The organism is Methylocapsa acidiphila B2, from assembly GCF_000427445.1.
In the GTDB taxonomy this organism is placed as follows: domain Bacteria; phylum Pseudomonadota; class Alphaproteobacteria; order Rhizobiales; family Beijerinckiaceae; genus Methylocapsa; species Methylocapsa acidiphila.
The window spans coordinates 1,481,872-1,496,060 of sequence record NZ_KE386496.1; the positions used below are offsets into that span (position 1 = coordinate 1,481,872).

Genomic DNA, 14,189 nt, shown 5'->3' on the forward strand with positions numbered 1-14,189 from the left:
TCTCACATTTTCCATCATTCGCCGCATGATCGCATAACCCCAAGATCTCGGAAAGTTCACGAACGCATCAGACTTCCTGTTGCCATACGTATCAAATGTAACATGACCAAACTGAAAACAATAACGGCGATCTGTGATGGAACCAACAAGAAGACGCCCCATGCCTGAATAGCAAGAAAGTACACTACCCATAGACTTCGAGGCTCGACTGATTTTACAAGCACCCATAACTTCGTAAGGTACCCCCATATATAGAATCGAACAAAGCCAAATATAAAACCACCAAATATCGGAATCGTATATGCAGAAAACCCGGCCCAAAATGGCGGAATAGTGCAAGCCGTATCCTGCGCATACATCCCAAACTGCTTTGTATTAACGCACGTTAAACTATTATCCGCCAAACTACCATAGTACAGATAATCAAGACCGAAATAGCTTAGGATTCTTGACGGCACAATTCCAAATATTGCGGCAAGCACGAGATCGACAGGGACCGTTGGGCCTCCCGTCGCGACGAACTGATTAATGCCAGCCTGCACTGAGTACCACTGCGCTTCGTTGCTCCTCAGAAAGGTCTCTATAAATGAGTCTGATTGCTGATATCCCTCAATTTCTCCCACCACTCCTTCGGAGACCAAACTAGCGGCGGCGTATCCCAGTGATTTGGTGTAAAGTAGAACTGGAACCCCTATGGCAAGAGCTACTCCAGCGCCAACTAGAAGTGGCAAAACGCCTCTCAGGGAGAAGATGTGGACAACAATAGGAATTATTAAAAATAATAGGATATAATTCCTGCTGTAACTATTGATATAGAGAATAATTACAAGTAATATATGAAGAGCCACCGACAACAGATCTCGAGATTTGTCTATCAAATGTAGAGGAACTGAACTTGCGGAGAGTGCAACAAAAACGGTCCCAATAGTTTTAATGAAGAGCCAACGCTGATCCTCCCCAAAGCCTTCTATCTCGCCCGCCCTCGCAAATATCGCAAGACGGATCGCTGTGTCCCATCCGACCAAGAGGAAAAATAGAATCCAGATAAAAATCCCAACTAGCTGGACCTTACGCCAGCTATGGATCGTAGCCCTGCCGAACTGAACAATCTTGTGCGCTCCAACCGTTACATCCCCGCGAATTGGAATATTAAATCCTACGAAAGAACCGAACGCAAAGAGCAATATGTGAAAGGCTGCGGTGACGCCAGGAGCGGGATTATAGGTGAGAAACGCCACTCCCTCTATGCCGGGATCAATCATACCGGACGCCATCAGGATGGGGTAAACACACAGAGCTAATGCGAGTGGCAAATCAGCAAAAATGATGAAGACGCCAAACTCAGACTGCAGCGCAGCTTGCGCAAACACGACCGCAAACAGCGCAAAGGAGCACACATAAATTACAATGACAAATGCCTCATAGATAGACATAAAGCCCCCTCCTCAACGCCATGAAAATTGATCCCCGCGAGGCAGCTTTTTTTTCAAAGTTCCGCAAACAAGTTTTCCCACATTGCGGCTACGCCGCTCATTGAATATCTTTCGCGGGCCTCGATGGCGCGGCCTGCGCAGCGCTGGCGCATCGCCTCGTCGCTCATGAGGCAGGCTAGGGCGGCGGTGAGCGCTTCCGTATCCCCCGGCGGCGCGAGCAAGCCGTCGACGTCAGGACGGATGAGGTCGCGCGGACCGGTGTTGCAATCAAAGCTCACCGCCGGGACGCCAGAGGCCAGCGCTTCGGCCAGGGTATTCGGGAACCCTTCGAAGCGCGAACTCATCGCGTAAAGCTCGGCGCGCCCATACCAGTCGGCGACATTGCCGACGCGCCCGGGGAGGAAGACCCGATCCTCCATCCGGGCAAATCGAACCAGCGCTCCGAGCGCGGCGCGCTGCGATCCTTCGCCGAGGATCGCCAGATCCCACTCCGGATGTTGCTGCGCGAGCGAGGCAAAGGCCGGGATCAGCAGGTCAAAGCCCTTCTGCTCCTCCAATCGTCCAACCGCCAGCAGCATGCGCCGTCGGGGTCGAATGAGCGATGCCGGATCGATGACGGGTTCGTGCTTTGGCAGCGGCCACGTCGCGGCATTGGGAATGACCGAGACGCGTCGGGCACTGGTATGCGCCTTGACCCAATCGGCGCTTTTCTGGGTTTGCACCGTCACGGCGCATAGTCGTCCATAGCTGCGGCAGGCCACCCAACGCCGGACGCCCTCGAACCCGAATAGCGGCGGGTGAACGCGCTCCGCGCCAATGGCTCGCACAGGCAGTCCGTAGCTGGCAAAAGCTAGAAGCACGTTGGCGACGCTCATCATCGCCACGGCGACGTCAGGTTTAACCCTGCTCAGCTCGCGTCGCAGCGCCGCGATCCGCCGGAAGTTACGCCATAACACCACGACAGCGTGATCTGCCTCACCACGCAAATCCAGCGCAACCCTTTCGATCGACGGGTCAAGACGGTAAAAATCGGTCGAAACAGGAGCGTGAGTGACAACGACGACCTTCAAACCTTTTTGAACCCAGTGATTGGCGAGATTAGCGGTCACCCGCTCGGCCCCGCCAGAACAAAGCGACTCAAGGTAGAATAGCAGTTTCACGCTTTCTCTACTTCCATTTGGATCCACCCAAGATTCACGATAGGAATTTGGATGATACGAACGATTTGGGCTGAAGGGAATTTTCAGCCCATTTTGTGAAGCGCGGCCGCGGCTAGCGTCTCTGGCAACCTGCTCCGCAGGCGATTTTTGCTTCCGGCGCCAAGGTTGTCAAAGGTTTCAGGCACGCCTTCGCCATCGGCGGTTCATCGTTCTGTTTCCTAAGGGCGCCAAAGCGCCGGGGAATCACAGCGTCTGGGGAATGGCGCTCCCTTCCCGCATGATGCGCGCGCAACCCTCGCGGATCACGGCGAACATCTCCACCATGGCGGCGCTAATTTTCAAAAACATCTGCCGGCCATGGCGCACGATCTTGCCCGCCGTCTAAACAACCGCCAGCGCGCGGTCCGCACTTGCAAACCCTCCCAACCGCTTCCAAGCGCATGGGAGCGAGAGCCGAAATACAGATTGTAGGTCAGCGCGTCAATGGCGAAAAATACAGCGTTGGCCTGAAACGAACCACAGGGCATGTATTCCATGCCGAAGCCGATCTTCAATCTTTGATGCGGTTCTCGCTGGCGTCACCCCGTCGCGACTACCATTCCATCGTCGCAGCCACGTCTTCGTTCGCGCGATTGCTGGCGATGGCGTGATAGCGATAGGGCGCGTGGTCCTCGAACCAATCCTGTTCCCGAGCACGCCGCACGACGATAAGTCGGGACGCCTTGTTGGTCTTGTTCATGCATTGGACCGTCTCGACGATTTCTCCGTCGCGAAACATCTTCCACTCGCCTTCTGGAATAGCCGCGATCGCCGTCTTCACCGCCGCGTCCTGATCCGCACGGATCGCGAAGACTTTGTTGGCTTCCTCGCAATAATTGAAGATTGCTGCTTGATACGCCGCGCTGTCGGCGCGTATGGCCGTTATTTCCTCGCCCTTGGGCATGTCGCATTCGCAGACTTGTTGAAGTTCGAGGTTCCCCGCGGCCGGAGCCGCGTCGCCTTCGCGGAACTCATAGCCGATGACGAGACCTGTTTCTGCTGTATGCCGCGGCAGTGGCATGTAACCCTTGTCGCCCGTGTAGGTATAACAAGCATGACGCTTTTCCGCCAAGATTTGCGGCGCGTCGATGTCGAGTGTGTAGCCGGTGCGTTCGTCATTGCACAAAAGGCGGCGAAAGACGCTGCGGTTTACACGTTCAATCGCCGCCAACCCGCCGCCTTCTTTCACGCCCATGCCTCGCAGCCAATCGCCCGCGTCATCGCTGCTCGGCACTTCATCCAGGCGAAGAAGAGAACGCAGCCCTTCATCGCCACGCAGCACGCGCAAGTCTTCCAGCATGTGCCCGCCGCCCGCAAGCTCAAAACCAGAGGCAATACATGAGCCGAAGGGCTATATCCGGCGGCGCGGCCCAATCTTGCCCGCCCGTGCCGAGATAGCCCTTGTCTTTTAGGACCCATCGAGCAATTTTTCCACCGCGCCGCTTTCGTCAGCGCCTCGCGATAGGGCCACAAATTCTTGCCGTCGGGAACCGTGTCTTCAAGACCAAGGCAAAGAAAAATCATGAATGAAAGGCGATCGCGAAACTGATATTCCTCCTGATTGTCGGAGAGATTGTAGAGCGCCTGCAACACCAAAGCCTCGAAGATCACCACTTCATTCCAAGGCTTACGACCCGCCGAGCTCTTGGGTTCCGCTTCGCTCTCGCGAAGCTCGGCTTTAATCAGCGCTGCCTTGAGCCTCGGCCGGAAGGATTCGAAGAGAGCCAGCGCCGCGATCGCCACAAGCAGATCGTTCTTTTCATCAAGACCTTCATAGCGCCGGTTCAAATCGAAGAAACCGAGCTGTCACACGCAACCTCCTACGCTCGGAGCCGGGGTGTCTTGAATCTGATTTGCGCAGCGCCTGAAGGAGAGAATTTTTTTGAGGCGCCGAAGTCTTTTGCCAGTCGAGGCATTCTTCATCGCCAACGTCAGGATCCACGAACTATAACGCATTTTAAGCACCCGCGCCTTGCACCTGTCTGAGAGAAGATAGTAAACTTAACACTGGCAGTGGGGCTTCATTATCTTTCTGTCATTCGTCGCGCCCCAAACCAGTAAAAAATGAACGAGAAACAATACATGCACGCAGTGGCCAGATACAGCCCATCGGCGCCAATGAGACGGCTCGCCACTTCATTCCCTCCGACCTTGACACAAAGATTGCCTAGCGCGCCGAAGAACAGCAGTTGATAGGCGCGTGCGGCGTTGAGCTGAGAAGCCCACACTAGGCTTCCGAAGTAGAACGGAAGCTGAAGCAGTCCCCAACGCAAGAACTCGGTGACGCGGGCGGTGTCGGCGGCGATGAAGGCGCCGCGCTCGAAAACCAGCCTTACCAACAGCGGCGCGCTGATCCAAATTACCGCCGCGCAGACCGCACCGAGCGCAAATAGGCCCGACGCCCATAGCCTAGAAAGACGATAGCGTTGTGGGCCATCGCCGCACTCCAGTCCAGACAGGACGGGCAGCATGGCCCGCCCGATCGCCAAAGCCCCCATTCCCACTAGCAACGCGAGCATGCGATTGGCGTAACTCATGGCCGCAATCACACCTTCGCCAAGCCGCGCGCCCCAAAAAGGATCAATTACGGCGGCAAGCGTATTAACGATCTGCGCGACCACGATGGTCGCTATCACGCCACGGAACGGGCGCCACGCGAAGGCCGAAAAGCCGATCCGCAGTCTTGGAATGCTGTCAAAGCAGCTCAGATACCACAACATAATGCCGAACTGAGCGCAAAAACCGGCAAGCGTTCCATAGGAAAGGGCGGCGGCGGGCCAGGCGCCCATCAGCAGCACTGCGAAACAAAGCGTCAGGGCGGGCACGCCTTCCAGCAAAGTGTTGCCGTGCCGGCGCTGCGCCATGGTCTCGCACGCCAGCACGCTGATGGGCAAAGCCAACGGAATGCACAGCGCCAATGGCCAGACGATCTCGTGCGCGATGCGCGTAGCGCCAGGGGCCAGGCCGCTGGCTTCGGCCAGAAAGGGAGTCCAGCTCAGCAGCGCGCCGACCAACGCGGCCAAAGCGGCTCCCGCCAGCGCAGTCACACCATAGAGTTCGGCGCGAAACACCCGTAGCCCGACAGCGTCTTCGGCGCGTAGGCGCACAAATAAGGGGATCAGCACCGTCGACATCACGTTGAACCAGACTGCGATGGGCCAATTGACCATGTTGAAAACAAAAACATAAGCGTCAATGGTCTCGCCGACGCCATAGCGCCAAGCGACGACCATTTCTTTCGCGGCGCCGGCAAATTTACCAATGAAGACAAAAAAGCTGACGCTGAGGAAACCCACTGCGATCTGACGATGCGACGATTGGGGATCGGACAGGTGCTCGCGTACACTTCGCGCTAGCGCGACAATCGACGCGATGAGTCGAAGAGGCGTCTTCTCCGCCGAATTGGCTGTCCCTTGACCCAATAGCGGCCATGCTCCCGAAACCTCTGAGTCGCCGGAACCGCTCAAATTCGCAGAGGCGATCAAAGCCTTCTCCGATCCGCCAAGATCCATAGAATCTTCAATGCAACTTTCGATTGCGCGCAATCTTTTGCTCAATTCTTGACCACTCAGACAGTCTGTTTCGAGTGAAGCCGCATCAGGCGCCTCTTTGGGTGAACATCTAATCTTTGCGCAAAACATAAATGAATGTTTCAGCTGCATCGGTGCGCAACCACTGAAACAACAAAAGTTGCCCGAGTCTCCACAGCAAAAATGCCGGTATAAAAACTTGAAAATACGAACTTATCCAGAATAAGCGCCGCACCTCGACCTCGAGCCTGTTTTTCTTGGCGAGCTCTTCAATCTGACTAGGCGTGCAGTGCGAGTAATATGCACGAAACCCCTGCCCTTTTGCCTCGGGGTAAAAGAACCGGAGCAGCGATTTCTTAAGGTTTTCATCCAGCAGCAAATTCAGGCGTGCGAAAACGGCGTTGCGGGACGGCACGAAAATGAACATGCGACCGCCGTCTTTCAGCAAGCCAGCGAGAGCGCGCATCGCCCGGGATGTATCCGGAACGTGCTCGAGCAGCGCCCGACAAATCACGGCGTCAGCTTCGGCGGCGCCCACAAACTCCCCGATGTCCGCAACGATCGCGCGATCATAGGCGCCCGGCGGCGCTGCAGCCAACTCCTCGGCGCTGATGTCGAGACCGACCACTGTCATTTCCCACTTTTCTTTGGTTTCTCGACTTAGGCATGGAGTGCGGCCGCTGCCGACGTCGTAGAGCGTAATTCCGCGTCGCAGAGCGAGAGGGACAATGTGATCCGTAAAATGGCGATTGCCGTCTTCGCGGACGCGCTCAGGCAAAATCGAGTCAAAGGCTTGAGAAAGCCGAATGTTCGCTTCAATCAAAGTTCTCACTAATCCCATGAACCCTTCCTTGACGCCTGAATTAAAAGGCTCGGGCCAGAGGCGAGCTCGCACCGCCCATCCAGCCTTTCCTAAGCTGTGGGATCTGGCAAGCGGCGTCTTTCTCGAACCCGGCGTTCGCCCAAATTTTTGAGCGTCATCGCCTAGCCTACGGCTTTCCGGCGTCAAGATATTGGCGTCGCGGAATCTCGCGAGTCGGTTTTCCCGCTATGCCATGTTTGAAGACCGCACTTCACGACCGCCTGTGCTGAAGCTCCATTGCGCTTGTGCAAGACTATGGAGGGAAGCTTTTCGTGCGCAGTTTGGAAAGCTACCGCACTTCGGTGAATCGCTTCACCCGATAGGATATTTCGTTTCACGTGTCGCGCAACGCTGAGCGCAGCGAGACTAGGCTAACCTTTTTTTGGGGCGGCTCCTCATTCAACCCCTCGGGCGACCGGTCGCGAATTATTCCGCCACCACACTGAAGAATGCAGCCGCGTCGCCTTCCGAAACTACAGGCTCCTTGCGCGCGTCGGCTTCAGCGCGGTGCAGATACTCCCACGCTTCGCGGATCGCCGCTGCATCGATGGTCTCGCCGAAGATCAAAATAAGCGCCGTCCGGATGAGCGTTTCGATGTCCAAGGCGAGCGACGCGTTGTGGACATACCAGACGTCGAGCGCGCCTTTATCCACGGCCGAAATGTCGCGCCCGCCCTTGACCTGAGCCCAGCCCGTAAGCCCAGGCCTAACGAGCAGCCGCGCTGCGAATTCCGGCGGTTGGTCGACCGGCAGCAAAGGCCGCGGTCCCACGAAGGACATGTCGCCCCAGAGAATGCTTAAGAGCTGGGGGAGCTCGTCCAAGCGCGTGCGCCGCAGGAAGCGTCCGATGCAGGAAGAGCGTTCGTCCTCGCGCAAGCGGCGGCCGGAAGCGTCATGCGCGGGAGCCATGGTCCGCAGCTTGTAAAGCTTGAACGGCCGGCCGAATAGACCTGGCCGCTGCTGCCAAAATGTTAAGGGCAATCCCAGATCGATCGCAACGAGCGCCGCGGCGAAAGCCATGAGCGGAGCGACGACGATCAGCAATCCTAGAGCGGCGAAGCAATCGAGCGGGCGCTTGGCGCGCCAATAAGGCCGCCGAGCCAATGCGGCCAGGTGTTCAGAACTCAGCGAAAGCGCGGTGAACGAGTTTCTCAAGGCCGCGACTGCCCCCTCGCCGGCTTCGCTGGCGAAACGCGGTCCGAGCCCCATTTGATCAACCAAGAATTCGACACAGACGCTAGTGCCTTTCTCGATTTCTAACAACGCATCTTGCGCGTCGCGCGAGAGCTTGTCGAAAGCGCTCGTCACCACAATGCGGTCGACGAATACACCGTGAACCTCGAGAGCGCGAAGCGCGTCCACAACCTCCTCGCACGTTCCCAAAATTTGGTGTCTCAGGACAGCGCGCCCGACATGGCGACCGTCATCGTTTGTCAAGACGCCCGCGATCAGGACACGTTCGCGCGCGATCGCGGCTACGGCTCGCAAATAAAGAGCCGCCAGCTCATTGAGGCCAACGACAAGCACAGTTTCGCACCTAATTCTTTCTTGCGGAACCGCTCGGGGGGTCTCTTTGGCTCCCAGCCGGATCAACTCACCCGCGGCGTTGCGCCAAGTGCGGGCTAGGATGCGCAAGCCGACGAGAAAGAATAGCGTCAGCAAGCCTTGCAGAAGAGGCAACGAGCGCGGCACCCCGTCGAGGCGGTTGAAATTGAACCCGATCGCTAGGGCGCCGATCACCGTCGCCGCAATCGCGAAAGTAATCCGCAGGTAGTCCGTCATCATCGAGAACCGCCAGACGGGCCGGCTAGTTTGAAATGCTGGAAAGGTGACTGTAGCGGCTGCAAGCGTGCACAGAAGATATGGCCCGATATCCCGGAGCTGGGCCATCGAGAACTCGAAATTCTCCCTCAGAAATAGCGCCAAGACCGTGGCGAAAGCAACAACAACGACGTCAATGATCAAAAAGAGTAATTGACGCATACTACCCCCCCGGAAGCTAAAAAGGCGCGGCGATCTAACAGTCAGCGCCCCCGGAATACTCTTGAATGTGTCAACCTTATCGAAGACCTCTGCAGTGGACACCTGCACGCGGTGGTCTGGATCCTTCTCGTAGCGGTCGCCGACCTTCTCAAAGCCGACAGGAGCGCCGACGACGAGTTCGCCGCGACGCGTCTTCTCGTAACGAGTGGAAAGCAAGCGCTGGCGCAAGAGATCGAGCTCATATTTGTTGGGGCTGCACTTCAGTCCGAGTAGCAAGCGATCGTTGCCGTGCCGGGGAACGTAGATCGTCTCTTGGTCGATCAGCACGGTGTCGTCCACGCGGCACATCTCAATTAGCTGCTGCCAGTCCCGGCTGTTGCGAGCGAAGCGCGAGACCTCGCGCGCGCGGATGACGCCGACCTTGCCGAGGCACACCTCTGCGACGATCCGCTCGAAGCCGGCGCGCAGGACGCCGCCTGCAGTAGAGCGGCCTAGATCATCATCTATTTCCTCGATCTCGGTCCAGCGGAGCGCCGTCAGCCGACCCTGCATGGCGTATTGCAGTGTGCTGCTTTCCCGGTTGTGCAGACCTTGATGGGCCGAGGCCTGACGCACATAGAGCAGCGCCTTGCGCTCCAGATAAAGGGAGCCGGATTTAATCAGAAATCATTATGGGCCTCCGCAACTGAGCTGGTCCTGCTTGCCTGGCCTGTTCCAAGATCAGCTCAGTGGCGGAGGCTGGCCAGCGCGGCTCGCGTCTCCCTTGGCATCTCCCGCCGCCCGGGTATATTCGTCTGGGTCTCTGGTGGGCCGTCGCCGAACCGATCCATCTGCTGCGGATCGCCGCTCCCCACGGGCGGGCAGGCTTCGGCGCTTTCCTTCATCGCTGCGGTCTTGACGTGACATGGGCGAAGTGGTCCAGCTTTTGAGTTAGTTTTCTGGCGGATTTCCCAGGTTTGGAACGGGAGATTGGCCATGAAGAGGAAGCGGTTTTCGGTTGAGCAGATCGTCGCGGTTTTGAAGCAGGGGGAATTGGGCCTGCCGGTTGCGGACTTGGCCCGACAGGTCAGCATTTCCGAGCAGACTTTTTATCGATGGAAAAGCCAGTACGCCGGGCTGGAGTCGGATCAGGTCCGCGAGTTCAAGCAGCTTTCGGAGGAAAACGCCCGGCTGAAGAATCTGGTCGCGGAGTTGAGCCTGAACAAAACCGTCTCGCAGGATGTCCTGTCAAAACGGTTTCCCGGCCAGCGCTCATGAAGAAAGTTGTCGCCTACGTGACGGCGCGTCACGCCAGCAGCTGAGGCGAATTGAGGCCAGGCGGAGAAAAGCGAGCGCGTTTCAGGTGAGATTTTCGAAATCCTTGGCCAACCGGCGGCAGCGATTAAGCCACGCGAAAGTGCGTTCGACAGCCCAACGGCGCGGCAGAAGCTCGAACCGTTTAGCCTGATCGGAGCGGTTGACGATTTCGATTTGCAGCTGCGGCAGGATTTTGGCTGAAGCCTTGTAAAAGACCGGGCCCTGATATCCGCCGTCAGCAAAAAGCTATTGCAAAAACGCATACAAGCCGAACAAGGTGGAGAGGACAACCACGCCGCCGTCACGATTTTGAATATCGGCTGGATGCACAACAACATGAAGCAGCAAGCCTAGCGTGTCGACGAGGATATGGCGCTTCTTGCCGTCGATCTTTTTGCCCGCATCATAGCCGCTTGGATCGATGTTGCCCCCCTTTTTCCACGCTTTTCACGCTCTGGCTGTCGATGACGCAAGCCGTCGGGCTTGCTTCACGATCCATGGCTTCGCGACACTTCGCGTAGAGCGCGTGACGAATGCGATCCAGCGTGCCATCCCAGTTCCAAAGATCGAAATAACTAAACAGCGTGCTCTTTGGCGGCAGGTCTTTGGGAACATAGCGCCACTGGCATCCCGTGCTCAGCACATACATGATGCCGTTCACAATTTCCCGCGGTTCAACCGAGCGCTTCCGTCCGCCGCGTTTGGCCGGAGGGATCAAGGGCTCGACATGCGACCACTCGTCGTCCGTCAGATCGCTCGGATAGCACAGCTTGTCACGATTGTATCTCGGGCGGTTTTCTGGCGTCCACATCGGCGGCCCCTTCTCGAATCAGGCCGCCTCAAATGAATCACAAATGATTCATCCCATTCAACTACTTCCCGGACGGACACTTAGGTCTGGGCCTGGCGGAAGCGGGTCTGATCCTTGAGCCTGAGAAGCCAGATCGTCTCAGGTGGCCTCGGCCGCCGCGTTGGGTTCACATCGGCGCTCGATTCTTAACTGCGTATCGAGCAATGCCTTTTCATTGTGAGACAGTAACTGTTGCGACCTCATCGCGGACGCATGCTCCAGGCTCCGCTTCACCTCCGCCAACGGCCCTCACGCCGCGCCGTGAGAATCGTCGCCGCAAGGCTTTCCTCATCTCCCGCCAGGACAATCAAGGCAATATCCTGTGGAATATTTTGTAATGGCATGCTATGCGGCGGCGGTTGTAGCGCGCGGCGAGCAACGCGATTTCCTTGCTTGACTGCTCAGCGCGTTTCCAGCGGACGCGGCTCATACCGAGAAAAATTCGTCTCGGCGCCGACGCGATCCCTCACCGATATTCGCCTCGATCATCAGATTATCGGAGGGGAATTCGCCACGACATACCGACTGGCAAAAACGCGCAAACTTTCGCCACGGCGAACAAGACGACCTCAGGACCGCCCTTCCCCAACGCCGCGTCCGTCGCCTCCCACAGCACAAATCGACGTTTCCGGGGTCAAGACCTCGGGCCACTCGCCTGTCTCGTCGCCGCCCCGTCAATTATTCCACGACGGCCAGCAAACCCAGACAAGCGTTCCGCGAAGTTTAAAGCACCCGCCCCTCGCCGCAAAACCCGCAGAGACGGACAAATCCATTCGGCCAAGCTACCGCCGTTTGGGTGACTCGTAGCCCGAGCGCCCGTTATACTTTTTGCATTTAAGGTCGAACCGCCTCAGACGACCGGTTCGACCCACGAACGGGCGAGCCTTACGCGAATCCCGCCGCCCATGATTTCAAGCAAGACTTCAACGCGGCCCGCGTCGTCCAGTCGATCAAGAACCCCAAGCGCTTGTGCAAAGGGTCCGGCCACGAGGCGAACCTTTTGACCGCGCTCGAGAGAATCGGAGAACTGAAGCCCCCCCGACCTATCAGCCGACCGGATCAGTGTTTCGACGATCCCCGCTGGCGCCGGAACCGGCCGATCATTCACCATAAACAGGGTCGTCACGCCCATCGTGCTATTGACGCTGCGCCAGCGATCGCGTTCGAGATTCAGCGCGACAAATAGATACCGCGGGAAAATCGGTGCAATCACATTGCGCATCTTGCGCGCATGACGCACCGTTTTCAGGTATTGCGGAAGGAACGAACGAAAGCCTTGCCGCCTGAGATGGGTCTCTGCCGTGGCCTCTCGGTGCGGCCATGTGCAGGCGAGAAACCACCTTTCGCCCGAGAAGAGGGCCATGTTTTCGGCCTCGCGTATATCGGCCGCCATCAGCTGCGCCCAACATATCCGGAGCGGCTCCTCACGACACTTGTGCGCCGATGATCGCTGGTTGACGCTGCGAGCGTCGTTCTCAAAGCGCTTCCGAGAAATAAATGGGCGAACATAGCTAATCTCCTCCCGAGTGAGAGATGATATGTGACGCCTATATTTTATGTTTAAATATACATTAAGGGTTAGCCGAATGCAAGCGTAGCCATTCGGTCAAGACCGCAGCCTGCGTAGCCGCCCGGCGCTGCAACCAATACGTCCATTTGATTTTGAGCCTCTGCGCTGCTTGAGCCATTTGACGTTTATGCTCCTCGATAAGGCTTTGGAGGTTTTTTACGCCGAACTCAGTAAATGCTGATGTAGACAGATCAGCGGTTCCGTAGACAGTGATATGCCCTTCTTCGGGCTCCAACTCCATGGCGATTTTCTGCAGTCAGTCTTCATCCTCAGCGAGGATTTCAGCGACGCGGCCGTTGGTGAACACATAGGTCGGCGTCGTCATGTTCAGGCTGCTTTCGCGAAGGCCTGGCTTGCCGCCAATTTCAAGGTAGGAGCTCGGCCACCTGGCTTTGCGGCTGGCTAGCGATGCTTGGTAGACACATCCGCCAGCCATGCCTGTAGGTCGACGTCGCAAAGTTTTGCGGTTTCAATCAGGACGTACATGACGGCAGCTCTCTCAGCACCACGTTCGGAGCCGGCGAAGAGCCATGACTTTCTTCCAAGTGCGAGACCACGCAGCGTCCGTTCCGCCGCGCTGTTCGACAGGCAGATCCGGCCGTCATGGACAAAGCCCGTGAAGGCCGGCCATCGTTTGAGTATATAGTCGATCGCCTTTGCGACCGAGGCGTGGCGGGAGAGCCTGGCGCGCTCTGAGCGCGTCCATCCTTCAAGCGCGTCAACCAGCGGTGCCCTTCGTTCCTCCCGAACCGCCAGCCCCGCTGCTCGGCGTCACGCCGTTGATCTCACGCTCGGTACCGAACAACACGCCAATGCGTTTGACCGCTTCGAGGAAAATCGGCGAGATCGGCGGCGCATCCTTTCCCGGCCGCGCATTTGCGGCGATATCGGGCAATTTGAAAAACTTTCGTCGCGCGTGGTTCCAACACAGCGCCTCAGTAATAAGACTGGGCTTGCGATCTGGAAGATAGAGTCTGTTGTAGCCGCCATAGGCGTCGGCCTAGAGGCGTCCGGCAAACTGCGCCAGATACCCGCTCGGGATTCTCGCCGGTTGGGTCGCGGGAGGCGTAGAAGGAAGCGGCAGGCGGTGCCGCGCCGCCAAGCGGTTTGTCGTCGCGCACATGAACCCAGATGCGACCTGTCGGGCTGGCTGCTGCACCCGGCGACATCGCGTTGCGCGATGAGCAGCAGCGCAAGGACCTGGTGGTCTTGCCGAGATCCATATCATCAGCGAGGCAGGCGCCGAGGCCGAGGCCGCTGACGAGCCGCGGCCAGGCGACTCCGTCCTGTTGATAGGGCCGCAGTGCACCCTTCAACGCCGCGCCAGGATCTTTTCCCGAAGCGCCGGACCTCGCGACGCTTGCAGCGTCTCGGCCGAGCCAGTGCTCGGCCGCGACTTCCGCCCAGCCGGCGCAGGCATCTTCCATTTCTTCCTCGGTCACCGCCGCGCCGGCGATCATCTGCAT

At 57.6% G+C, this 14,189-nt stretch carries 7 protein-coding genes and 4 pseudogenes; 1 reads left to right on the forward strand and 10 read right to left on the reverse strand.

What is annotated here, in order from left to right; all coding sequences use genetic code 11:
- Positions 1-56: 56 nt before the first annotated feature.
- The 7 genes and pseudogenes from METAC_RS26770 to METAC_RS27075 form a co-directional block, all read right to left on the reverse strand.
- A complete protein-coding gene (locus tag METAC_RS26770) occupies positions 57-1,433 on the reverse strand; it encodes a hypothetical protein (RefSeq protein ID WP_026606752.1) in 1,377 nt (458 codons plus the stop codon).
- 53 nt (positions 1,434-1,486) lie between these two features.
- Positions 1,487-2,620: a glycosyltransferase gene (locus METAC_RS0108905; RefSeq protein WP_036255416.1), complete on the reverse strand. Its 1,134-nt coding sequence runs from the start codon at positions 2,618-2,620 to the stop codon at positions 1,487-1,489.
- 565 nt (positions 2,621-3,185) lie between these two features.
- Positions 3,186-3,932, reverse strand: a complete 747-nt coding sequence (locus tag METAC_RS0108915; protein ID WP_036255417.1) for a transposase — start codon at positions 3,930-3,932, stop codon at positions 3,186-3,188.
- A gap of 140 nt (positions 3,933-4,072) precedes the next feature.
- Positions 4,073-4,420, reverse strand: a pseudogene (locus METAC_RS27070) (transposase); the annotation flags it as partial.
- Positions 4,421-4,656: 236 nt separating this feature from the next.
- On the reverse strand, positions 4,657-6,177 hold the full coding sequence (locus METAC_RS22985; protein WP_198017193.1) for a lipid II flippase MurJ: 1,521 nt from the start codon (positions 6,175-6,177) through the stop codon (positions 4,657-4,659).
- Positions 6,178-6,253: 76 nt separating this feature from the next.
- Complete coding sequence (locus tag METAC_RS0108930; protein ID WP_026606756.1) at positions 6,254-7,003, reverse strand: class I SAM-dependent methyltransferase; 750 nt, start codon at positions 7,001-7,003, stop codon at positions 6,254-6,256.
- Between the two features lie 447 nt (positions 7,004-7,450).
- Positions 7,451-9,622, reverse strand: coding sequence for a sugar transferase (locus METAC_RS27075; protein WP_245257453.1), 2,172 nt, complete (start codon positions 9,620-9,622; stop codon positions 7,451-7,453).
- Positions 9,623-9,982: 360 nt separating this feature from the next.
- Here METAC_RS27075 and METAC_RS0108950 point away from each other — a divergent pair.
- Positions 9,983-10,243 (forward strand): annotated as a pseudogene (locus METAC_RS0108950) (transposase); the annotation flags it as partial.
- A 15-nt stretch (positions 10,244-10,258) separates the two neighbouring features.
- Here METAC_RS0108950 and METAC_RS25750 read toward each other — a convergent pair.
- The 3 genes and pseudogenes from METAC_RS25750 to tnpC form a co-directional block, all read right to left on the reverse strand.
- Positions 10,259-11,114: pseudogene (locus METAC_RS25750) on the reverse strand (IS5 family transposase).
- Positions 11,115-12,003: 889 nt separating this feature from the next.
- Positions 12,004-12,546 carry a transcription termination/antitermination protein NusG gene (nusG, locus tag METAC_RS23005; protein WP_051335479.1) on the reverse strand — a complete coding sequence of 181 codons (543 nt, stop codon included), beginning with the start codon at positions 12,544-12,546 and terminating at the stop codon, positions 12,004-12,006.
- A 542-nt stretch (positions 12,547-13,088) separates the two neighbouring features.
- Positions 13,089-13,865: pseudogene (gene tnpC / locus METAC_RS27080) on the reverse strand (IS66 family transposase); the annotation flags it as partial.
- Positions 13,866-14,189 lie beyond the last annotated feature (324 nt).